The 20,708-nt window shown below is 46.4% G+C and carries 24 protein-coding genes; 20 read left to right on the top strand and 4 right to left on the bottom strand.

Features of this window, described 5'->3' with window-relative positions; all coding sequences use genetic code 11:
- The first annotated feature begins 4 nt into the window (after window positions 1-4).
- Genes GJB61_RS09590 through GJB61_RS09575 form a run of 4 tightly spaced genes read left to right on the top strand, consistent with a single transcriptional unit; the run spans window position 5 to window position 4,444 of the window.
- Window positions 5-826 carry an ABC transporter permease gene (locus GJB61_RS09590; protein ID WP_154118298.1) on the top strand — a complete coding sequence of 274 codons (822 nt, stop codon included), beginning with the start codon at window positions 5-7 and terminating at the stop codon, window positions 824-826.
- 4 nt (window positions 827-830) lie between these two features.
- Window positions 831-1,619, top strand: coding sequence for an ABC transporter permease (locus GJB61_RS09585; RefSeq protein WP_154118297.1), 789 nt, complete (start codon window positions 831-833; stop codon window positions 1,617-1,619).
- A gap of 15 nt (window positions 1,620-1,634) precedes the next feature.
- Window positions 1,635-2,699, top strand: a complete 1,065-nt coding sequence (locus GJB61_RS09580) for an ABC transporter ATP-binding protein (protein WP_154118296.1) — start codon at window positions 1,635-1,637, stop codon at window positions 2,697-2,699.
- A 23-nt stretch (window positions 2,700-2,722) separates the two neighbouring features.
- Entirely contained in the window at window positions 2,723-4,444 is a 1,722-nt protein-coding gene (locus tag GJB61_RS09575; RefSeq protein ID WP_154118295.1) for an adenine deaminase C-terminal domain-containing protein, read from the top strand.
- A gap of 396 nt (window positions 4,445-4,840) precedes the next feature.
- Here the strand turns inward: GJB61_RS09575 and GJB61_RS09570 are convergent, their stop codons facing one another.
- A complete protein-coding gene (locus GJB61_RS09570) occupies window positions 4,841-5,314 on the bottom strand; it encodes a YbaK/EbsC family protein (protein ID WP_154118294.1) in 474 nt (157 codons plus the stop codon).
- Window positions 5,315-5,693: 379 nt separating this feature from the next.
- Here GJB61_RS09570 and GJB61_RS09565 point away from each other — a divergent pair, with 379 nt between their 5' ends.
- The 5 genes from GJB61_RS09565 to GJB61_RS09545 are packed head-to-tail and all read left to right on the top strand — an operon-like array spanning window position 5,694 to window position 8,250.
- The gene (locus tag GJB61_RS09565; RefSeq protein WP_154118829.1) at window positions 5,694-5,999 is read left to right on the top strand and encodes a PadR family transcriptional regulator; all 306 of its coding nucleotides are present in this window, start codon (window positions 5,694-5,696) and stop codon (window positions 5,997-5,999) included.
- Complete coding sequence (locus GJB61_RS09560) at window positions 5,999-6,346, top strand: DUF1048 domain-containing protein (RefSeq protein ID WP_154118293.1); 348 nt, start codon at window positions 5,999-6,001, stop codon at window positions 6,344-6,346. Before GJB61_RS09565 ends, GJB61_RS09560 begins: the two co-directional genes overlap by 1 nt.
- 9 nt (window positions 6,347-6,355) lie before the next feature.
- Window positions 6,356-6,706, top strand: a complete 351-nt coding sequence (locus GJB61_RS09555) for a DUF1048 domain-containing protein (RefSeq protein ID WP_154118292.1) — start codon at window positions 6,356-6,358, stop codon at window positions 6,704-6,706.
- A 15-nt stretch (window positions 6,707-6,721) separates the two neighbouring features.
- Complete coding sequence (locus GJB61_RS09550) at window positions 6,722-7,480, top strand: ABC transporter ATP-binding protein (protein WP_154118291.1); 759 nt, start codon at window positions 6,722-6,724, stop codon at window positions 7,478-7,480.
- 2 nt (window positions 7,481-7,482) lie between these two features.
- Window positions 7,483-8,250: an ABC transporter permease gene (locus tag GJB61_RS09545; protein WP_154118290.1), complete on the top strand. Its 768-nt coding sequence runs from the start codon at window positions 7,483-7,485 to the stop codon at window positions 8,248-8,250.
- Between the two features lie 162 nt (window positions 8,251-8,412).
- Here GJB61_RS09545 and map read toward each other — a convergent pair whose 3' ends face one another.
- Both map and GJB61_RS09535 read right to left on the bottom strand, forming a co-directional pair.
- Window positions 8,413-9,159 carry a type I methionyl aminopeptidase gene (gene map / locus GJB61_RS09540; protein WP_154118289.1) on the bottom strand — a complete coding sequence of 249 codons (747 nt, stop codon included), beginning with the start codon at window positions 9,157-9,159 and terminating at the stop codon, window positions 8,413-8,415.
- Between the two features lie 7 nt (window positions 9,160-9,166).
- Window positions 9,167-9,751 carry a TetR/AcrR family transcriptional regulator gene (locus GJB61_RS09535; protein WP_154118288.1) on the bottom strand — a complete coding sequence of 195 codons (585 nt, stop codon included), beginning with the start codon at window positions 9,749-9,751 and terminating at the stop codon, window positions 9,167-9,169.
- 464 nt (window positions 9,752-10,215) lie between these two features.
- Here GJB61_RS09535 and GJB61_RS09530 point away from each other — a divergent pair, with 464 nt between their 5' ends.
- On the top strand, window positions 10,216-10,422 hold the full coding sequence (locus GJB61_RS09530) for a helix-turn-helix transcriptional regulator (protein ID WP_154118287.1): 207 nt from the start codon (window positions 10,216-10,218) through the stop codon (window positions 10,420-10,422).
- Window positions 10,422-10,862, top strand: a complete 441-nt coding sequence (locus tag GJB61_RS09525) for a hypothetical protein (protein WP_154118286.1) — start codon at window positions 10,422-10,424, stop codon at window positions 10,860-10,862. Before GJB61_RS09530 ends, GJB61_RS09525 begins: the two co-directional genes overlap by 1 nt.
- A 570-nt stretch (window positions 10,863-11,432) precedes the next feature.
- Here GJB61_RS09525 and GJB61_RS09520 read toward each other — a convergent pair.
- Window positions 11,433-12,689 (bottom strand): MFS transporter, encoded by a 1,257-nt coding sequence (locus GJB61_RS09520; protein WP_154118285.1) that lies wholly within the window; start codon window positions 12,687-12,689, stop codon window positions 11,433-11,435.
- A 129-nt stretch (window positions 12,690-12,818) separates the two neighbouring features.
- On the opposite strand from GJB61_RS09520, the gene GJB61_RS09515 reads away from it, so the two are divergent.
- The 9 genes from GJB61_RS09515 to GJB61_RS09475 all read left to right on the top strand — a co-directional run bounded on the left by GJB61_RS09515 (window position 12,819) and on the right by GJB61_RS09475 (window position 20,562).
- Complete coding sequence (locus tag GJB61_RS09515; RefSeq protein WP_154118284.1) at window positions 12,819-13,451, top strand: TetR/AcrR family transcriptional regulator; 633 nt, start codon at window positions 12,819-12,821, stop codon at window positions 13,449-13,451.
- A gap of 54 nt (window positions 13,452-13,505) precedes the next feature.
- Complete coding sequence (locus GJB61_RS09510; RefSeq protein ID WP_154118283.1) at window positions 13,506-14,192, top strand: nitroreductase family protein; 687 nt, start codon at window positions 13,506-13,508, stop codon at window positions 14,190-14,192.
- A 428-nt stretch (window positions 14,193-14,620) separates the two neighbouring features.
- Window positions 14,621-15,286 (top strand): tyrosine-type recombinase/integrase, encoded by a 666-nt coding sequence (locus tag GJB61_RS09505; RefSeq protein ID WP_338115734.1) that lies wholly within the window; start codon window positions 14,621-14,623, stop codon window positions 15,284-15,286.
- Window positions 15,287-15,497: 211 nt separating this feature from the next.
- Window positions 15,498-15,965 carry a DUF2691 family protein gene (locus GJB61_RS09500; protein WP_154118282.1) on the top strand — a complete coding sequence of 156 codons (468 nt, stop codon included), beginning with the start codon at window positions 15,498-15,500 and terminating at the stop codon, window positions 15,963-15,965.
- 230 nt (window positions 15,966-16,195) lie between these two features.
- Window positions 16,196-17,740 (top strand): right-handed parallel beta-helix repeat-containing protein, encoded by a 1,545-nt coding sequence (locus GJB61_RS09495; RefSeq protein WP_154118281.1) that lies wholly within the window; start codon window positions 16,196-16,198, stop codon window positions 17,738-17,740.
- Window positions 17,741-17,908: 168 nt separating this feature from the next.
- Window positions 17,909-18,514, top strand: a complete 606-nt coding sequence (locus GJB61_RS09490) for a hypothetical protein (RefSeq protein ID WP_338115733.1) — start codon at window positions 17,909-17,911, stop codon at window positions 18,512-18,514.
- A gap of 139 nt (window positions 18,515-18,653) precedes the next feature.
- Window positions 18,654-18,842, top strand: coding sequence for a DUF3953 domain-containing protein (locus tag GJB61_RS32150; RefSeq protein WP_267490804.1), 189 nt, complete (start codon window positions 18,654-18,656; stop codon window positions 18,840-18,842).
- A gap of 475 nt (window positions 18,843-19,317) precedes the next feature.
- A complete protein-coding gene (locus GJB61_RS09480) occupies window positions 19,318-19,752 on the top strand; it encodes a hypothetical protein (protein ID WP_154118279.1) in 435 nt (144 codons plus the stop codon).
- Between the two features lie 303 nt (window positions 19,753-20,055).
- Window positions 20,056-20,562 carry a GNAT family N-acetyltransferase gene (locus GJB61_RS09475; protein WP_154118278.1) on the top strand — a complete coding sequence of 169 codons (507 nt, stop codon included), beginning with the start codon at window positions 20,056-20,058 and terminating at the stop codon, window positions 20,560-20,562.
- Window positions 20,563-20,708: the final 146 nt, after the last annotated feature.

Genomic DNA, 20,708 nt, shown 5'->3' with positions numbered 1-20,708 from the left:
GAGGATGAACAAAAGATTCTTGTACCTGCTGCTACTGCCGGGAATTCTGTTTCTGGCAGCCTTTATGCTAATTCCAATCATGTTGACTATCGCTTCAACCTTTGTGCAGGACGGGCAGCTGACGCTGGAGGGTTATCTCCATTTTTTTCGGGACGGGTACTTTAATCGAATCCTGTTCACAACGCTGCGGGTTAGTGTTGTAACAACGCTTGTATGTGTAGTGCTCGGTTATCCGGCAGCCTATTATATTTCCCGCACCAGTGCCCGCAAGAAAAGCATTCTGCTTGCACTGGCGATCTTCCCGCTGTTGACGAGCCCCGTGGTTCGTTCCTTCAGCTGGATGATTATTCTCGGTAAAAAAGGGCTGCTGAATACTTTTCTGCTGAGTACCGGGCTGATTCATGATCCCTTGGAAATCATGTATACCCCTGTAGCGATGATGGTTGGACTAGTGCATCTGTTCCTGCCGTTGATTATTATTACGCTGCTCGGTGTGATGGAGAATCTGGATTACGAGCTGGTCTTGGCTGCGCGAAGTCTAGGTGCATCTTCCTTTACAGCGTTCCGCAAAATTATCTTCCCGCTGACCGTGCCAGGACTCATCATTGGCAGCATCCTTGTCTTTGTCGGCAGCTTGACGGCGTATACGACACCTGCGCTGCTTGGCGGCAAGGAGCGGGTCATATCAACCTTTCTGTATCAGAATGCCATGACCCTTAATGATTGGCAGGCGGCGTCAGTGATCGCCGTGATTATGATTGTCATAACGTTTGTGGTCGTGGGTCTGATGAATAAATGGGCCAACCGATTAAATCCGAAGGGGTGAGAACATGAAGGAAGGAAACCGCGCGTTATCACTATACACGCTGCTGGTCTTTATATTTTTACTGGGCCCGCTCGCGATTATTTCGGTCACTTCTTTTGAGCCGGGCACCATCCTGAAATTCCCCCCTGAGGGCTTTTCATTGCGCTGGTATAAGAATATTTTTGAAGTGAGTATGTTTATGGAGACATTCAAGACCTCGGTCATCGTCTCTATGCTGGGCAATCTGCTTGCACTATTGCTGGGTGTGCCTGCGGCCTATGCGCTCAGCCGGTTCAGCTTCCGCGGTCGGGATACGCTCAATGCGCTGTTCCTGTCACCGGTGCTGATTCCCGGAATAGTGCTCGGCTTTACGCTGCTCCGCTATTTGATTGTGGTCTACGGACTGCCGATCTATGCCGGACTGCTGATCGGACACACGGTAATCATGCTTCCCTTTATTATTCGAGTGATTGCTTCCAGCCTGGCGAATTTTGATTTTGCCGTGGAAGAGGCAGCACAGAGCCTGGGGGCAGGGCGGTTATATACCTTTTACAAAATTGTGTTGCCCAATATTCGCTCCGGCATCATGGCGGCTATTCTGATCGCTTTCCTGGAGTCTTTCAACAACGTGGACATTTCCGTATTTATGACCGGGCCGGGCGTGAGCACATTGCCGATACAGATGCTGACCTATGTGCAGAATTATTTTGACCCGACGATTGCGGCCATTTCGGTCATCCTGATGGTACTGACAGCAGCCCTGATGTTCATCATCGAACGGCTGATGGGATTCGCCTATTTTACCAAACGATAACGGAGGCACACGTGAATGGCACTCTTAAGCCTTGAACAGGTATCGGTTGCTTACGACAACCATTTTATATTGGAAGATTTCAATCTGCAGTTGGAAAAAGGTCAACTTCTTTCCCTGCTCGGCCCCAGCGGCTGCGGCAAAACAACGACCCTGCGCCTGATTGCCGGATTCTTGAATGCCGAACAGGGCAAATTCATGTTCTCTGGACAGGACTATACCCATGTTCCCGTGAACAAGCGGAATTTCGGCTTTGTATTTCAGAGCTATGCGCTGTTTCCTCATATGTCGGTATACGACAATGTGGCGTTTGGTTTGCGGCTGCGCAAGCTGAAGGAAGCGGAAGTCAAGAAGCGGGTTCTGCGCATGCTCGACATTGTCAGCCTGAACGATTTTGAGAAACGGCTCCCGCAGAGCTTGTCTGGGGGTCAGCGGCAACGGGTCGCGATTGCCAGAGCGCTTGTCATTGAGCCCGATTTGCTCCTCTTCGACGAGCCGCTTAGTAATCTGGATGCCAACCTGCGGGTCAATATGCGCGTCGAGATCCGCCGGATTCAACAAGAGCTGGGAATTACAACCGTTTACGTCTCCCATGATCAAGAGGAATGCTTCTCGATCTCCGATCAGGTAGCAGTTATGAATCAAGGCAAGATAGAACAGCTCGATCATCCGGCCGCGATTTTTAAATATCCAGCCAGTGAATATGTGGCCCGCTTTATCGGTTTTGGCAATTTCATCTCGTTTGAGAACCGGAATGATGAAGGTGAGGATATCGAGCTATCCACCAAAGGGTTTAATTTTCAAGCGGTAAAACGGCTGAATGGAGCCGGGAATAAGGGGCTGTTGGGTGCAATTCGGCCTGACGATCTGCAGTTGCTGGTTAACGTCGTAGATTCCAAATTGGTAAGCAATACGCTGCCGGGAACCGTGCAGGTTAGTACGTATCTTGGCCGCAGCTATCAATATGAGGTGGAGACGGAGCTGGGTACATTTACCGTCAATCAGGAGATGGAAGAACCTTTTAGACAAGGGCAACGTGTTACGGTTTATTTTCCAAAAGAGAAGCTGGTGCTCGTGCAGTAAAGCTTTAATAAGGAGTTTATGAGATGCGTACAGATCAATTAATTCTGAATGTGAATGTGTATAACAGTTATTATAAGAAGTTCAATCTAGGCAATGTGGCTGTAAAGGATGGACGTTTTCTATATATCGGGACCTTAGGTACAGAGACGTTTGAAGCGGATGAGATCATTGAAGGAGAAGGCAGAACGATGGTTCCTGGCCTGATCGACATTCATTTGCATATCGAAAGCACGATGATCACACCGGAAACTTTCTCGTATGGTATTTTACGTCATGGGGTTACGACTATCGTCCCGGAGCCGCATGAGATGGCCAATGTTTTTGGCGTTGAGGGTGTGCATGAGATGATTCGGGCCAGCGAGGACTGTGAAGTGGATATGTTCTATGCCATTCCGAGTTCGGTTCCGGCCACGACACTGGAGACTACCGGAGGTTCGATCGAGATTGCGGATATTGACCAGTTGATGCAGACTGAGAAGATGATCTGTCTCGGGGAAGTTATGAATTATGTCGATGTGATTCGTGATCCAGGCGGCAAAAGCAATCAGATTCTCCAGCACATTCGGACCCACTATCCCGATTTAGTGATTGAGGGCCATACCCCGAAGCTGCTGGAGCTTGATCTGCATCGACTGATCTATGCTGGCATAGATTCAGACCATACACATCAGAGCTTGGAAGGTCTGGCTGCACGAATTGCTGCGGGTATGTTTATTGAGATTCAGGAGAAGTCAATGACCCCTGATGTCGTGGACTATTTAATTCAACATTCGGTCAGCGAGCATTTTTGCTTTGTGACTGATGACGTGATGACGGATTCACTGGTGGCGACGGGTCATCTGGATCATTTGGTGCGCAAAGCAATCGTGATGGGCATGTCTCCTGCGGATGCTGTTTATGCGGCTACGTTCACGCCGTCCCGGCGGATGAAAATGAATGATCGAGGCATGATCGCCCCGAACAAAATCGCTGATTTCCTGCTGCTCTCTGATCTGACTGACTTTGAAATAGACGCGGTCTATAAGCGGGGATTACAGGTCTATGACCGGCATAACCCACTTCCACAGCGGGAGCCGCTTCCGCGTTTCCCGGCCCATTTCTATAACAGTGTGAAGCTGGGTCTTATGACCGCAATTGACTTCGAGGTAAGCGCGGAGCAGCCGGATGGTCGTTATGGCTGCCGGGTGATGATGGTGAATAATGTGTCTACGTTTACAGAGGAGTTACATGGTGCAGTTGAAGTTCGAGGCGGGCAACTGCAATGGCAGGAGAGCGAATATGGCTTGATTGCTACCTTCGAGCGTTACGGGAAGAACGGCAACCGCGCTTACGGCCTGATTGGAGGAGCTACGATCAAGCGTGGGGCTATCGCCACCACGTATTCGCACGACAACCATAATCTGCTCGTCGTAGGTCATAATCCTGAGGATATGGCTGTGGCGGCTAACGCGGTCATCTCCAGCCAAGGCGGATTCTGCGTAGTCTGTGAGGGGGAGATTATAGCTTCACTGAATCTTCCAGTTGGCGGGATTCTGACCGAGGAGCCACTGGAGAGAACGGCGGTGCAGGTATCTGCACTGCGCAGTGCCATGGAATCGCTTGGCTATGACCATTACAACCCGATAATGTCCATCAGTACCCATTCTCTGCCGGTCAGTCCAGCGCTGAAGATTACAGACTTGGGCCTGATCGATGTCGGTGCCGGTAAAGTAGTGCCGCTCTTGTTCCCTTTGTCTGAAGCGTAGACTAGAGCGCAGAGTGAAGCTATCCACCCCAAACTCACCCCAAACTTTAAAAGCAACCTGACCGTGACTAACGGCTCAGGTTGCTTTTTTTTTGCAGATATTAATAAGAAAAAGCCTTCACTACACATTTCCAGAAGTTCCATTCTGCAAATGTTGTATCAAATACAACATTGCCTGATGATATGGCACTGATTCAGCTAAATGTAGCATCAAATACAGCATTTGTTGCCACATCATGCTTAACAACAAGCGATTGTTGGATTTCATACAGGACTATTGTTATATCACGTCCTACCACGAGCAATTAATGTATTTCATACAGGATTATTTCCCATCCCCTGCTCTGCAACGGTTAAAATAGAGGTTAGTGGCAGTGCTAGTACCAGTTATAAGCTCTTATTCCCAGTCCTTACATACATCGACCCAATCCTTGCTGCCAGAGTACTGTGCCAGTTCATCGCAGGTCAGTTCTATCGCCGAGTTGGTACTTCCACAGGCCGGGAAAAGCGTGCTAAATCGTTTCATAGACACATCAAGAAACACATCAAGTTCATGTGTTAGTCCAAAAGGACAGACCCCGCCGATCGCATGGCCGGTTTGTTCAAGCACCTCGTCTGGAGTCAGCATTCGGGCTTTAAATCCGAAGGTTTCGCGGAATTTCTTGTTGTCTACTTTGGCATCACCAGCAGCTACGACCAGAATAGCAGCTTCACCCTCTCCCCGGAAGGAAAGCGTCTTGGCAATGCGGGCTGGAATGACGCCGATGGTCTCCGCGGCTTGTTCGATGGTGGCACTGGAGGTGGCGAATTCTTGGACATCCTGCTCTCTGTTATGAAGCCGGAAATGGGCCTTTACATTTTCTATGGACATAGTAATCATACATTCCTTTCTGTCGTGGACCCTCATGAATCAGTCGGGTTAGTATTGAGGCTAGCTCACAAGGCTATTTGTGCGTAATGAACAGGTGCTCGAATAGTGTCCCTGAATGAAAGTTATTGAAAATGTGGATTATTGTACGCTTGTAATACTCTCATTATAGTTAACTTTTCAAATAGAGAGTGTGATTTGTATAGCTGAACATTCAAGTACGTTGGTGGCGGGCAGGATAGTTGAAAATGTAAAATCCTATCAGAGCAAAAGATATTGACAAACACAGCTACTACGTGTTACTTTGTAGTGGTAGTAAGTAACACTGCATACCAGTCATACAGAATAGCAAGGGGTGATTGTGCTGGAAAACCTAACGGAAATGCTCAAAGGCGTGCTTGAGGGAAGTGTCCTTGAAATTATCAGCCGCAAAGAAACCTATGGCTACGAAATCACGCGGCGGCTGAACGCCCTCGGCTTCACAGATGTTGTGGAGGGAACGGTGTACACCATCCTGATCCGGCTTGAAAAAAACAAATTGGTGGAGATTACTAAGAAGCCCTCCGACATGGGACCACCGCGAAAGTTTTTCGCGATCAACGACGTGGGGCGCGAGGAACTACGGAAGTTCTGGGAAAAATGGGAGTTCGTTTCATCAAAAATGAACGAGTTGAAGGAGGGAAAATAATGAATTTTTGGGAAAAGATCACTGGCAGCGACATGACTAAAGAAATGAAAACTTTTGAATTGCGAGCCAAAAAGCTGCCGGCTGATTATCAAGCAGCATGGGAAAAAATTAATGCCAATCTTTGGCCGCATTCAGATTTCACCGGTCGCAACCTTATGCCAATTCTTGATGGTGTGCTTGGCCTGCTCGAAGAAACGGCTGCGGACGGTCAGAGTGTCCAAGAGGTTTTGGGTGACGATATCAAAGGCTTCTGTTCAGCACTGGCCGGTGAAGAAGGGGCAAAGTCCTATCGCGACAAGTGGCGCGAGCAACTCAACAATAATATCGCTAAAAAATTAGGTAAATAGGAGGATGAAATGAGAATACAAGATATCATCGAAGGCAAAAAAGAATGGCGAGCGCACGTGGCGCGTGTCAAAGCGCTCCCACAAGATTATCAGATTGTTTATAAAGAGATTCAAAAATATCTCTTTAAGGTCGGCCCTGTTGAGCTAACCGACGGGACGGGTTTGCTCTCGGGGATTATCGATCTTTTTGAAGAGGGTGCGGCCTTGGGAAAAGGCGTGCTCGAAGTGACGGGCAGTGACGTAGCGGCTTTCTGCGACGATCTAATCAAAGATTCAAAAACTTACGCTGACATCTATCAAGAATCTGTTGACCAAGAAGTTAGCAAGGCCATGAAAAAGGTTACGGATAAAAAAAAGTGAAAGGGGGATGTCGGATTGGAAAAAGCAATTGAAGTGAAAGGTCTGCGAAAATCTTTCAAGGATACAGAAGTTCTAAAGGGCGTGGATTTTGAAGTGAAGCGAGGTGAGATTTTCGCCCTGCTTGGCTCCAACGGCTCGGGCAAGACGACGATTGTCAGAATCCTCACTACGCTGCTCAAACAGGATGGAGGTACCGCCACTGTAAACGGATTTGACGTCGTGTCAAAACCCGATAATGTGCGGCAAGCGATCAGTCTGACCGGGCAATTTGCCGCCGTGGATGAGATATTGACCGGGAGGGAAAATCTTGTCTTGATCGCCAAGCTGCGACACCTTGCCAATCCGCGTCAAGTGGCTGACGATCTGCTGAAACGCTTCAGCTTGACTGAGGCCGCCGACCGCAGGGTGTCCACCTATTCGGGCGGTATGCGCCGCAGGCTCGACATTGCCATGAGCCTGATCGGAAAACCGCAGCTCATTTTTCTCGACGAGCCGACCACAGGGCTTGACCCCGAGTCACGGATTGAGACTTGGAAGATTGTTAAGGAGCTTGCCGACGGTGGCACGACGGTATTCCTGACCACTCAGTATTTGGATGAGGCAGAACAACTTGCTGATCGAATTGCCATTTTGCATGAGGGTAGGATTATTACCAATGGCACGCTTGAGGAACTGAAAAAGCTGTTCCCGCCCGCAAGGGTGGAGTATGTGGAAAAACAACCTTCATTGGAGGAGATCTTCCTCGCAATCATCGGTAAAAAGGAGGGTGAGTAACCATGAATAATTACTTTTTCAGCGACATAAGCGTTATGCTTGGACGTTCCATGCGTCATATTTTCCGCAGCATGGACACCATCATCACGGTCTGCATCACTCCGATTGCGATGATGCTGCTGTTTGTCTATGTGTTTGGCGGCGCAATCCAAACCGGTACGGATAACTATGTGAACTACCTGTTGCCTGGCATCCTGCTGATTGCGATTGCAAGCGGTGTATCCTATACGGCTTACCGCCTGTTTATGGATAAGCAACGGGGCATCATTGAGCGATTCCACACCATGCCGATTGCGCGTTCCGCCGTGCTGTGGGGGCACGTGCTGACCTCGCTGGTATCCAACATCATTTCTCTTGTCGTCATCATTCTTGTAGCGCTCATTATGGGCTTTCGCTCGTCGGCAGGGGTCCTGCCATGGCTTGCCGTAACCGGTATACTCGTACTGTTTACGCTGGCTTTGACTTGGGTCGCGGCGATTGCCGGATTGTCCGGAAAATCGGTGGAAGGTGCAAGCGCATTTTCCTATCCGCTTATCTTCCTGCCGTTTATCAGCTCGGCCTTTGTGCCAACCGATTCGATGCCGAAGGTGGTTCGCGCTTTTGCCGATAACCAGCCGGTGACTTCAATTGTGGAAACAATCCGTGCGCTGCTGTCAGGTCAGCCTGTGGGCAATGATATATGGATCGCGCTTGCGTGGTGCGTCGGAATTATGCTCGTAGCTTATATCTTTGCGATGCGGGCATACAACGGAAAGCAGCTTAATGTTTGAAGCCAAGTAGCCTAGAGCATTGAATTCGTTTAAAACTAAGAGAACCCAAATTGGATAAATGAACTCCTTAGATTTTAATCGAGGAAGATGTTATTCACCTTAAGTTAGGCCGAATACGTAAAAAAAGAGGTCGACCCCCTCGTTGGTCGGCCTCTAATTATTTTATTGCGCGGTCAGGATTTGTGGACCTTCAGCGGTGATGGCGATCGTATGCTCGTATTGAGCGGCGAGCTTGCTGTCCAGCGTCCGGGCGGTCCAACCGTCCGGATCGATTGTCATGTAGTAGGTGCCTTCGGTAATCATGGGCTCGATCGTGAATACCATGCCTTCCTTGAAGCGAAGGCCTTTGCCGGGCTTGCCGACATGCATATAGTTCGGCGCTTCGTGCAGGTCCCGACCGATGCCATGGGCGAGAAGGTCGCGCACGACGCCGAAGCCGTTCGATTCGGCATGCTGCTGGATCGCACTCGTCACGTCACCGAGCCGGTTGCCGGGCTGTGCCTGCGCGATGCCGAGATCAAGGCATTCCTTCGTGACGCGCATCAGCTTCTCGGCCGTCGGCGAGATTTTCCCGACCGCATAGGTCCAGGCTGAATCGCCGAGCCAACCGTCGAGCTCTGCGACAGTGTCAATCGTCACGATATCGCCTTCCTCAAGTGGCTTATCTGTAGGGAAGCCATGTGCAATTACGTCGTTGACGGAGGCACAGGTCGCATATGGATAGCCTTTGTAGCCCTTCGTGTATGGCTTGGCACCGTGTTTCAAAATAATGTCCTCGAATATGCGCTCAATCTCGTTTGTCGTGATGCCCGGTTTGATGAGCGGGGCGATCGTGCGATGGCATTCGGCCACCACTTGGCATGCTTTGCGGATGGCCTCGATTTCATGCTTGCTTTTTAAGATGATCATGTTTGGTTCAGGACTCCTTCGTAATAGCTTGCATCGCGAGCTGGGCGATTCGATCGATGTCTAGCTCGGAAGTGCTTGCATAGTAGTGCAGCCCGCAACAGCCGACCAGCACGGCAAGCATATAGTCGACGCTGTTGTCTTCGCGCTGGGCGATCGATTTGAGCGGAACATACAGCCGTTCCATGAATCGTCTCTTGGCTGGTTGCCGATCCTTCTCAGGCAAGCCTGCATAATGATCGGCCGCCATTTTGTAGACGAGATATGCGCGGGCGTCCGACTGCCACAGCCGGAGCAGCACCTTGCAATACGTCAATAGCTGCCTGTTATCCGGGGTGCTGCGGCTGATGTTCGCCCATTCTGCCAGGGCTTGCTCGCATCGCTCGAAGCCGCTGGCCAGCACATCTTCTATTAGTAAATGCCGGTTGGGATAATAATGGTATACCGTGCCGTAACCGAGCTCGGCTTCGCGGGCGACGTCGCGAATATCAAAGCTGCCGCCCGTGCGGAAGTAGGCACGCGCGGCGAAGTCTAGGATCTGTTCTCTGCGCTGCATGCGTATGAGCTCATTTTGTTCTTTGGTACGGGGGCACATCGGCGCGTGAACCTCCTTTTTATAGACCTGCAAATTTGTCAATATAAAGAGTGTAATGCATGGGGCGGAGAAATGCAATTATCTATTGGTGTTCGGCGAAACGATGTATTTGATTGAACAATAAAGTACTAGACCGTCAAAATAAAGTTGTAGACTGCACGCTCTCGTTAAGCTAAAGGCAGGATAGTTATAAGACTTTCAAATTTGAGCGCACATCCCGAAACTTCACTGTTGTTCATGAAGGGATAAAATGTCACCACCATTCGGGTGGGCTTCGCCGTAACCCACCGATGTTTACATCAGATTGCGCCCGACATCCAGAAACAGAGGGATCGGGCGCTTTTATTGTTGCGAAAATCGTCGGCTTTAAATAAATGTTGCAAACAATGCAAAGTCTGCTTGACACAAAATGCAAAGTAAACTATGCTATAAATGCAAAGTAAACATTGCAAGGGAGTGGTCACTTGAAGACAAGAATTGCAGAACTGCGTAAACAGCACAAGCTGTCCCAGGAAGAGCTGGGGCTGATCGTAGGCGTTACCCGGCAAACCATCACCTCCCTTGAAACGGGAAAATATGCGGCTTCCCTAGTTCTTGCATACAAGATTGCTAAACATTTCGGACTCGCCATTGAAGATGTTTTTGATTTCAGCGAAGTGGAGGAATTATAATGGACAATTACAAGGTTCAAGTCAAAACTCGCAAGAACGCACTGTCACTGGTAGCTGCTGCCACGCTATTGATCTATGTGGGACTTGTGTTTTACCACGGTGGTCTGCCCGAATTGCCCAGTTTTATAAAGGGATTTCACACAGGTGCTTTTATCGGCGCTGAATTGTGCTTCGTTTTTTTTCTCGCCAAGTACATTAAAGCCAGCAAAAATGACGCAGAGCTGAAGAAGCTGTACATCGAGGAGAACGACGAGCGGAGTGGACTGATTATCCAAAGTGCCAGCTTGCTCAGCATAGTCATGATTCTCGTAGGCCTGGCCATTGCTTCTGTGATTGCGGGTTTCTTCAATTCCTTGATATTTTATACCTTACTGGCTACCCTACTATTTGTTTTGATCGTATTTTTTTCGCTGTGGAAGTATTACACAAAAAAACATTAAAGGTTAAATCGAAGCGGAAATCGCAAGAAAAACCACCGTCGCGTAAAGCTAGATTCGGTGGTTTTACACACTAATCTAGCTGTATGGAGCTTTGGGAGTTATATCTTCGAAAGTTTAGCTGAGTGAATTGGCCAATAAGAAAAATCGTTCATTGGAGTATCAACATTTGCAGTCAGCGATAGGAAAACACGATTGAACTAAAGGAGAACGATAGCGTAAAGAGCAGACTGCTAATGCAATCTGTTTTTTATATTGAAGTAACGGGCAGGTTAGGTTAAGATCAAACGCGGTGAACCGTATCATAAGTAGGGCGAAGGTTTAACCTTAACTGCTCAAGGACAGGATGAGAATTTTGTCAGGTCAACGGTGCAAACTAAACCGACGACAGGCCTGCCGCAGCCGCTTTCCGGTATTCTGATATGCTCCCATCATAGTAGCCAGTAGAAAAAAACAAAACTTCTACGTTTACAATGATGGGAGTTTTTCCAATGTCTAAGTGAAGTCCAGTATCCCTCGAAATGAAACTATATGTCATACAAAGGTGCCTGGAGCATTCGAATACTTAACGATTTAGCGCCGGGCGGCCGCAAATCCGGAGAAGGCGATTACCGCCGCGGCCACGCCGATCAGCAGCGGGATACCTCCGGCCGGATACAACAGGCTTCCGATCATCGGCGCCGCGGCCATGCCCAGATAACGCACGAAATTGTATACGCCAATCGCGGTGGCCCGTTCTTGCACAAACTCTGCGCTGAGCATCGTCGGCAGCACGGGCATCATCAGTCCGCTGACGAAGCCGGTAAGCGCGAGCGTGGCTGCCAGTGCGATCAGCGACAGGGGCGCGGCGAAAAGGAACAGGATCAAGCTGAAGCCGTTCAGCGTAGCAGTGAGCGTCAGTACGCGTCTGGCTTCCATCCGGCTTTGCAGCTTTCCGCTGAGTCTGCTGCCGACTAGGCTCAACGCCATAAAGAGTAGCGGGTAAAGACCGATCTGCGCGATATTCAAACTGTAATGTGTCTCAAGGATAACTGGCAGGAACACGATCAGCGTATAAATGACATTGTAGAGGGCGAAGCCGCCCAAGAGAGCAACGGCTCCGGTCTTACTGCGGAAAATACGGCCGAACGACCGGAAGATGCCGGATGTGCCGGATTTTCGAGTGGAGTCCGGTACCTCGTTTCTGCGGTCCGTATCAGGCGCAGAAACGGGGCGGGTCTCCGGCAGCATCAGCAGGCTGAGTACGAGAATCAAGATGGAGGTTCCGGCGGCAAAGCCGAATACGCCCGTATAGCCGAACGCTTGGCCGATAAATCCGCCGATCAGCGGACCGAGCGCGGGCGAAATCCCCAGGATCATCTGGTAAGTCGCCATGCTTTCAGCGCGTTCTTTGCCTTCGAACAGATCGCCAATCATCGTCGCGGCGACCAGCGGTACGACTGAAGCTCCGATTCCTTGAAAGACGCGGAAAGTGAGCAGTATTTCAATGCTGCCGGACAGCATACAGCCAATGGTCGCGGCTACATAGAGAATTAATCCGGGGATCAAGACCGTTTTTCGGCCGTTTCGATCGACGACCGGTCCGAGCACGACCTGCATTACCGCCATGGCGATAGTGAATACGGTGACGGTCAAATTGACCAGGGCAAGCGAAGTATGCAGCTGACGCTGCAAATCGGGCAGCAGCGGGACATACAGGCTTTGCGCCAGTGAGACGATCGCTGCGCTGAGGCCTAGTAGAAACAGCAGCCTGCGGTTTCGGGAAGAAGGAGAGGTGGAGGCGTTGGACGCGGTCGGCAGACTCAGTCCGTTTGGGGTCTGGCTTTTCATAGAGACACATCCTTTTTTATTATTGACTGACAGTCAGTCATGAGGTAAACTGAGCATACACTGTTGACTGACTATCAGTCAACAATTATATTGAAAGGAGAGCAAGGGAAACGAAAAGGGGCAAATACGATGGTTAGAGTGAGCAAAAAACCGCAGGAACGCCGAAACGAACTGTTGGACGCGGCGATGCAGCTTTTTAACGAAAAAGGTTACGAGCAGACGTCAGTTAGTGATATTGTCAAAAAGGTAGGCGTGGCGCAGGGTACGTTCTACTATCATTTCAAATCGAAAGACGAGATGGTCAATGCCGCCTGCGAACGCGCGCTTGCGGTGCGCATCGAAGAAGTTGAGAAAACGGTCGAGCATGCGCAGTGGGGCGCTCCCGAGAAGCTGACACGCATTTTCACGGAAGCTTTCCCGCCGGAGCGCGACGAAGCGATGTTCGATTATCTGCACAAGGAAGACAACAGCAGCCTGCATCAGAAATGGATCGTTGCGGAGATTCAGGCACTCATTCCGTATGTTAAAAAGATCGTGCGTCAAGGTGTGGAAGAAGGCTCGTTTACCGGTAAGCAGCCCGAGGTCGCCATGGAATTCCTGCTGGTCGGCGCTTCGTTCTGGCTTGACCGCGGCATCTTCCCCTGGAGCGAAGAAGAATATCAGTCCAAGCGGCAGTCGATGGCGGCGATCATCGATCAGCTGCTGGGCGGGGAACGAATTTTTTCCGAGATAGGTATGAAGAGTCCCAAACAAGTCGACTGACTAATAATCAAATAACAAGAAAACAAATAATAATAAGAAAGAAGGCTTATCCTTATGCATACCTCCCATTCCTATTCATCCGAACAATCCGGTTTGAGGGCAGAAACGACTCCGAATCCGAAAGCGATTTTCCACGACGTCCTGCGCGGGCGCCGTTCCGTCAAAAGCTACGATCCTTCGGTCAAGATCGACCGCGAAGAGATGAGCGAGATTCTGTCCGAGGCGGGACTAGCTCCTTCTTCGTTCAATCTTCAGCCGTGGCGCTTTGTCGTAATCGAAAGCCCGGAAGCCAAAGAAACACTGCTGAAGTTGGCCCCGTTCAACGCTTCGCAGGTAACGACCTCTTCAGCCGTCGTCGCGATTTTCGGCGATCTGCGATTCGAGACCCGTGCCGAAGAGATCTACGGACGCGCGGTCGAACAAGGATACATGCCGCAGGAGCTTAAAGAGCGCCAGCTGGGCATGATGCTGCCGATGCTCGGCGGTATGCCGATTCAGGCCAAGCGCGAATCGGTCATGCTGGACAGCGGACTCGCCGCCATGCAGCTGATGCTGGCTGCGCATGCGCGGGGCTACGATACCAACCCGATGGGAGGCTTCGACAAAGCGAACATCGCCGCGGCTTTCGGCCTCGACCCGGAGCGCTACGCGTCGGTGTTGATCGTCTCGATCGGCAAATCAGCAGCGGAAGGCCGGGCTTCGGTACGGTTTTCCGTGGACGAGATTACGGATTGGAAATAAAGAGGCTGGGTGTACGAAGCCGCTCCCGTATTTGCGGGGAGCGGCTTTTTTTGCGAGAGAAAATGGATTAGGATTGTGAAAGAGGTTTTTTATCAAAGGACAATACAGTGATGAAGAACTTGCTGAAAAAGGAAAGACATTATGGATGACACTGATTAAAGGTCAATGTGATGGATTAAAAGAATATCTCGAAGAAGCCTATCTCAAGAAAATTGGACAAAATCTACACTAACCCATTGGAGAACGCTAGTTTAATATATTATGTAGATTAAAATCTCTCCTTAGAAGCAAACTAGATTTAATAGCTTCTAAAGGGAGGTTTTGTTTATGAAGTTAAGTGAGTTGTGGAGGTTGTATGAGCTGACAAACGTATTCAAGGGTTCAGTCCAAAAACATTAAAAGCATACGCGCTTCAGCACAAAATGTTGATGTCGGAGCTAGGCGACCTGGATATAAAGGAAGTAACGTTAACAATGCTGAAGGAATATTTAGCAAGACAAGCAAACCGGTTGAAGCCAAGCAGCCTAGGCCATCGTATTCGGTTTGTTCGTTCTCTTTTCCGTTACGCTTATGAAGAGACGTATTTGGCTACAAATCCATCTTTAAAATTAAGAGAACCTAAACTAGATAAGCGAATTCCTAAATTCTTAATTGAGGAAGATATAATACACTTGAAGATCTCATGCCAGTCACTCAGGGAAAGAGCTCTGCTTGAGTTTCTCTACTGTACCGGCTGCCGGGTTGGCGAGGTGGAGAAGGTCAACATCGAGGATCTAAACTGGGAGAACTGCTCAGCGATCGTTAATGGCAAGGGATCAAAGCAGAGAGAAGTTTACTTCACGACAGAGTGCAAAGTATGGTTAAAGAGGTATCTGGCCAGCCGTGAGGACTCCTGTAAAGCCTTATTTGTAACCGATACCCATCCAACAAAACGAATGGCCATATCTACGATTAGATGGGTATTGAAACGGCTGGCAGATCGCGGAGAAATTGAAGCGAATGTCTACCCACATCGATTTCGGCATACCTATGCGTGCCAACTACTTGATAACGGTGCCCCTCATGGATTTCATCCAAGGAATGCTCGGTCATGAGAAGGCATCGACCACTCAAATCTACGCACAGCTACGCGGCGAGCGCCGGAGAGAACTATATAGAAGATTTTTTTAATGTTTATTGGCGGCGGATAAATCCGCCGCTGTTCAACGAAAGGGTACGATAGTTGAATGACGAAAAGACGGCAAACGCTATTAATCGTTTGCCGTTTTTCATTGAAGTAACGGGCAGTATAGGAGAGGAGTTATTATGATAAGAGGTATTAGCTTCGAAATACCAAATAAGTACGGGAGCTACTTGGCTGGGATACTGAAGCCAGTCGATGTAGCTGCATATAACTGGTATGTTGGCGGTGAAGAAGCATATTTCATCGAGGACGGGGAGTTAGGGCGGCCACTCTTTCCTGATGAGGTTATTGGAATGGAAGGCGAAACATTAAAGCAGACTATAGAAAAAAACGAGTATTATGTGATTTTTGCAAACCTAAAGGCTTTTCCAAGAAATAAAGAGATTATTGATATTCAAACGTTTGAAGATTTTATTATCAGTGAATGTAGCCTCGTTATTTTAGTGGTCGATTGCGTGTATGTTACGGTGTATAGTAAGGATCCAGAAACAATCCAAAGGCTCTATAATAACTCGCTAACAATGGGGTTTTCTGAAGTAAACTTCATTACAGATGAAAATGATTTTAGAACAAGACTTTCTGTATGGTAAAGCATTCATGTTTGCATTGCTTGAATGTAATCGCTCAACTAACGGGACACGTTAACGGGCCGGTAGTTGAACAAGTCTAGAGAATAAATGCTGATAATGATATTCCCGTCTGAGTCCAAAGTACGCCAGTCTTTTCCTTGATCACATTTGCTCAAGTGTTTACTTGATGGTGCTTAAGATTCGTTATAGTATAATTAAAAGAAACATTCAGGAAAGGTAGATCCGTCTCAATGCAAACAAAGAGTAAATTATTCATTCTTGGTACGGTAGTTGCAACTGTAATAATTATGATGGGGCAATTGCGTGCCACCTCTACTTCAGCAGCCACTCCCACCTATTATGTAGACTCCAGAGGCAACGATGATAACGCGGGCACCAAAAAATCTCCTTGGAGAACTCTCCAGCATGCAGCAGACGTCGTAAAACCGGGCAGTACCGTGTATGTTAGAGGGGGCGTCTATAAGCAAAAGCTAAAAATTACCCGCTCCGGCTTAGCCCGGGGTGGTTCGATCACGTTCGTAAACTTTCCGAAGGAAAGGGCAGTCATTGATGGAAGCGGACTTTCTGTCACAGGACAACAAGGCATTATTGAGATTGAAGACGCCAGCCATATCACGATAAAGGGGTTTGAAATCCGTAATTTTATCACAACGAAAAAAGATCAATTGCCTATAGGTATATATGTCCACGGCTCAGGAAGCTATATTAAGATTCTGAATAACAAAGTGCATGATATCAAAAATACCGCTGCACCAACCGGCAGTGACCTGCTTGGCCGGGATGCTCACGGTATCGCTGTGTATGGTACTGATGCACCTGCCTCCATTCATCATGTAGCGATAGAAGGTAATGAGCTTTACAAGCTGGTACTGGGTTCAAGCGAGTCCCTTGTTTTAAACGGAAATGTCGATACTTTTTCCGTGACGAACAATCTCATTCATGATAATGACAATATCGGAATCGATCTCATCGGCTTCGAAGGAGTAGCGCCGCATCCGTCCTACGATCAAGTGAGAAATGGATTAGTCAGTGGCAATAGAGTATATAACATCTCATCCAACTTTAACCCTTCTTACGGTAAATCACTTCCTAACAATAGCAACGCGGCCGGCGGTATTTATATAGATGGGGGGAAAGACAGTGTTATTGAACGAAATTACAGTTACAAGAACGATATTGGCATTGAAATTGCCAGTGAACATGCAGGGAAATCCACAAGCGATATTACCGTGCGAAGCAACATTGTCTACAGTAATCGGTATACGGGAATAGCGATGGGCGGCTACGATAGTGAACGAGGCGCAACTGTGAATTGCAAGATCATCAACAATACCCTATATCAAAATAATTCGCTGAATCACGGCAGTGGTCAAATTCTGCTACAGTATGATACCAAGAATAATATGATCACAAATAATATCATCTTTGCGGAATCATCGAATGTCTTCATCTATAACGAACACACGAAAAACTCGGGAAATGTGGTAGACTACAATCTTTATTACGCCCCCGGAGACGTTTCGAAAGCAACTTGGATTTGGAAAAACGAGGAATATGTCGGTTTTTCGGCTTATAAGACCAGTACTAGAAATGATGTACACTCTATATTTGCCGATCCCCGGTTTGTGAATCAAGGCCAAAATAATTTCCACCTTAAAGCTGCTTCCGTAGCAATCGATGCGGGTAGATCTTACAGTTCGATCATCAAAACCTTGGACATTGACGGTCAAGCAAGACTACGGGGAGCATCAGTTAACATAGGGGCAGATGAGTAAAAGGAAACGTTAGTTCAATAGTACACATCGATGAGCAGGCGCTGCGGTGGCCTGCTCATTTTATTAAGCTAACGGGCAGGCTAGTGGAGAAAGTATCGTTTATGTTATTCCATTATATGTTAATATGTAGATGGGCATATTGATATAAGAAACGCCATAAGGAGGGAAATGATGAAACGGATGCCATTTGAATGTCCAACCGAGCATTATGATGAACGAATTTTTAATATTGATGAGCAAATTTGTGCATTGATAAATCAACGGAAGGAAATCTCGGGCAATAATCCAGGTTTTCCACCGTTTGGATATATCTCTAAATGGGCAAGTTCTTTCGAACTCTACGAAGATTATTTGAAAGCGGTATTTGGAACTTTAAGAAGTGAAGAACATTTTAAACCAATGGTTGAACCATCTGGATTCAGAAAGCATATTCCAGTCCTGAAATCAATTGAAAAAGATGAACATTTTTATTCAGTAACCTCTTTACGACAATATAGCAATGCAAGTGTAATAACTTTTAGCATAGATTGGGACATGGCCACTGACATTTCAACAAATACGCATAAACACAGTCATTTTGAGTTGTATTTAGGAGAAAAATACGACTGTCGAATGACTAATGGTGGGGGTACATCAGGACATTCATCCTATAACTATGTAGTATCTCCGCCGTTATCTGACGATATTTCTGGAACTGAATTAGTGTTCAAGGAATATAGTGATCCCTTTAAGAACAGATCGACAGGTATTGAAATAGTTTTTCGGGTGGAATGAATTTCTTAGGGGTACATTTATTATTGAACTAACGGAAAACGATAGCTGCCTTTTCAACTAACGAATAGATTAATTAGAAAAAGGGGTTGCCATTTTGTTAAAGATATTACGTTATATTTTATCAACAGTTATTATTATAATGGCTGCTTATGAACTCATAACAAAGAATTTTGAGTTTCAATCACTTCTGATATTACTATTGGGTTTAATAATGTTGGTAATGGGGTTAGAGGAATTTCAAAAAAAACGAAAAGCATATGGTTGGCTCTTGGTTGTTGTCTTCCTATTTTCGTTATTTGTGTCAGTGAAGGGCTTTTTGTTGCACTAACGGGACACTATAGCTCAACAACACATGAGGCAGCCGACACAAAAATTGGCTGTCTTCTCTGCGCTAACGGGCAGATTAGTTGAGGAGTGTTGTTTAGCTTGTATTCAACAATCGGGTCATTTTTTTGAAGAAGGGTCTTAAATATAATCAAAATTTTTAATATTAACTATAATTTTTAAATATCTATTTTCCGAATTGAAAGTTTTTATACTTATCGAAGAAAATGGGTAAGGTGATTTTTATCAAACTTTATTTTAAATCAACACCTTTTTTTATTTTTTTAAAAATAGTAAAATTACACTGGAAGGAACTCGTCAAATATGCATACCATTATTAAAAGTTGTGGTACATTTATCTTGATAAATCTGGTTATTGCTCTGCTTAAATATACTTTGCAAGTTCAAAAATTTATAAAACATATAGTATTTAAAATAAAACCCTGCTAAAAGATTATTTTATTTGAAGGAGAAATAACATGAATAATAAATTCACACCTTCTAAAGTAGATGTAGTAAAAGTAGACTCAAAAGACATTGAGGGTTTAGGAACAAAGGGTAGTTTAAATTCAGTATGGAAAGAGACAGGAATTACCATTGCCCTTGAAGCGGGTAAAGCTTTTTCACCAATTGCATTGGAAGCTATCAAGAAAAAAATTGAACTAGACCAAGAAACCCAAAAGCTAGTAAGAGATGATAAAAGAAATATTTTGAATAAAACTGCTGAAATGTTAATAACACAAATAGAAACAGAAGAAGCTAAAGCTGATTATAATCAAGAAAGAATTAATAAATGGCAAGAAGAACTTCAAGAAATAATGAGAAAACAAGATGATATGTATGAAAAAGGTGAAAGTTTTACAAAAGGAATATTATTCACTATTAGAGACCTTATCAATTTTAAACGAAAATAAAAGAAAAAACGAACAAGATAATGATAAAAAGGTGGAATACATATTAGAAGTCAAAAAAACCAAAGGAAGCAGTTATTAATGCGAAATCCTGAAACCTTTCACTTAAACTAACGGGCGCGATTGTTGAAAGGTCACCTTGCCGATTGAACTAACGGGAAACTATAGCTCAACAACACATGAGGCAGCCGACACAAAAATTGGCTGCCTTCTCTGCGCTAACGGGCAGGAGAGTTGAATAAAACTAATCTTTCCATAGACCATCTGCAGGATTGAAACTAGAATAAAATGCAAAGGGGTGATTCTATGATAGATGTAAGAAAATTGGAACAACAGGAATATGATTTTTTTATGGATATGCACTATGAGTCCATTTATATATTACAGGGGAAGCCACCCAAACATGAGCTTCTGAATGCCCCAAATCTCAAAAAATACAGTGAGAATTGGGGGAGAAAAGGTGATATGGCTTTAATAGCTCTGTATGACAATATACCAATAGGTGCTGTATGGTATCGATTATTTGACGAGACGAATAAGGGGTATGGATTTATTGATTGCGAAACCCCAGAATTAGGTATTGCTATACATTCTAATTTTAGACAGCAGGGGTTAGGGTTGAGGCTTATGGAAGAAATAATTCAACAAGCAATATCTGATGGTTATAAATCACTTTCATTAAGCGTCGATCCAGAGAATCAAGTAGCAGTTCAGTTATATGAAAAACTTGGATTTGAGTATTTTGGAGTATCTGGAACCTCGTGGACTATGAAGTTAAACTTCAAAATCAATTCAACTAACGGGACACGATAGTTCAATAAAATAGCGGTAGTTTCTAACTCTAGTTTTTAGAGAGACGAAAGATGATAGCAAGTAAATCTGATGGCAGGAGATGTTAGCTATTAACATTTCAAGAATGGTTTAAAAGTCGTACTTATTTGTGTAGTACTTGGAATAAC

This window comes from Paenibacillus monticola (assembly GCF_009664975.1).
In the GTDB taxonomy this organism is placed as follows: Bacteria; Bacillota; Bacilli; order Paenibacillales; family Paenibacillaceae; genus Paenibacillus_AQ; species Paenibacillus_AQ monticola.
This window is presented reverse-complemented; position numbering and strand designations above follow the sequence as displayed.

Coding starts and splice junctions, on each gene's coding strand:
- GJB61_RS09570 (WP_154118294.1), bottom strand. CDS start 5,314: ATGTCCATAGAAAATGTAAAGGCCCATTTCCGGCTTCATAACAGAGAG.
- GJB61_RS09590 (WP_154118298.1), top strand. CDS start 5: ATGAACAAAAGATTCTTGTACCTGCTGCTACTGCCGGGAATTCTGTTT.
- map (WP_154118289.1), bottom strand. CDS start 9,159: ATGATCATCTTAAAAAGCAAGCATGAAATCGAGGCCATCCGCAAAGCA.
- GJB61_RS09495 (WP_154118281.1), top strand. CDS start 16,196: ATGCAAACAAAGAGTAAATTATTCATTCTTGGTACGGTAGTTGCAACT.
- GJB61_RS09545 (WP_154118290.1), top strand. CDS start 7,483: ATGAATAATTACTTTTTCAGCGACATAAGCGTTATGCTTGGACGTTCC.
- GJB61_RS09490 (WP_338115733.1), top strand. CDS start 17,909: ATGATGAAACGGATGCCATTTGAATGTCCAACCGAGCATTATGATGAA.
- GJB61_RS09560 (WP_154118293.1), top strand. CDS start 5,999: ATGAATTTTTGGGAAAAGATCACTGGCAGCGACATGACTAAAGAAATG.
- GJB61_RS09510 (WP_154118283.1), top strand. CDS start 13,506: ATGCATACCTCCCATTCCTATTCATCCGAACAATCCGGTTTGAGGGCA.
- GJB61_RS09505 (WP_338115734.1), top strand. CDS start 14,621: ATGTCGGAGCTAGGCGACCTGGATATAAAGGAAGTAACGTTAACAATG.
- GJB61_RS09515 (WP_154118284.1), top strand. CDS start 12,819: ATGGTTAGAGTGAGCAAAAAACCGCAGGAACGCCGAAACGAACTGTTG.
- GJB61_RS09475 (WP_154118278.1), top strand. CDS start 20,056: ATGATAGATGTAAGAAAATTGGAACAACAGGAATATGATTTTTTTATG.
- GJB61_RS32150 (WP_267490804.1), top strand. CDS start 18,654: ATGGCTGCTTATGAACTCATAACAAAGAATTTTGAGTTTCAATCACTT.
- GJB61_RS09480 (WP_154118279.1), top strand. CDS start 19,318: ATGAATAATAAATTCACACCTTCTAAAGTAGATGTAGTAAAAGTAGAC.
- GJB61_RS09565 (WP_154118829.1), top strand. CDS start 5,694: ATGCTCAAAGGCGTGCTTGAGGGAAGTGTCCTTGAAATTATCAGCCGC.
- GJB61_RS09575 (WP_154118295.1), top strand. CDS start 2,723: ATGCGTACAGATCAATTAATTCTGAATGTGAATGTGTATAACAGTTAT.
- GJB61_RS09525 (WP_154118286.1), top strand. CDS start 10,422: ATGGACAATTACAAGGTTCAAGTCAAAACTCGCAAGAACGCACTGTCA.
- GJB61_RS09585 (WP_154118297.1), top strand. CDS start 831: ATGAAGGAAGGAAACCGCGCGTTATCACTATACACGCTGCTGGTCTTT.
- GJB61_RS09555 (WP_154118292.1), top strand. CDS start 6,356: ATGAGAATACAAGATATCATCGAAGGCAAAAAAGAATGGCGAGCGCAC.
- GJB61_RS09535 (WP_154118288.1), bottom strand. CDS start 9,751: ATGTGCCCCCGTACCAAAGAACAAAATGAGCTCATACGCATGCAGCGC.
- GJB61_RS09580 (WP_154118296.1), top strand. CDS start 1,635: ATGGCACTCTTAAGCCTTGAACAGGTATCGGTTGCTTACGACAACCAT.
- GJB61_RS09500 (WP_154118282.1), top strand. CDS start 15,498: ATGATAAGAGGTATTAGCTTCGAAATACCAAATAAGTACGGGAGCTAC.
- GJB61_RS09520 (WP_154118285.1), bottom strand. CDS start 12,689: ATGAAAAGCCAGACCCCAAACGGACTGAGTCTGCCGACCGCGTCCAAC.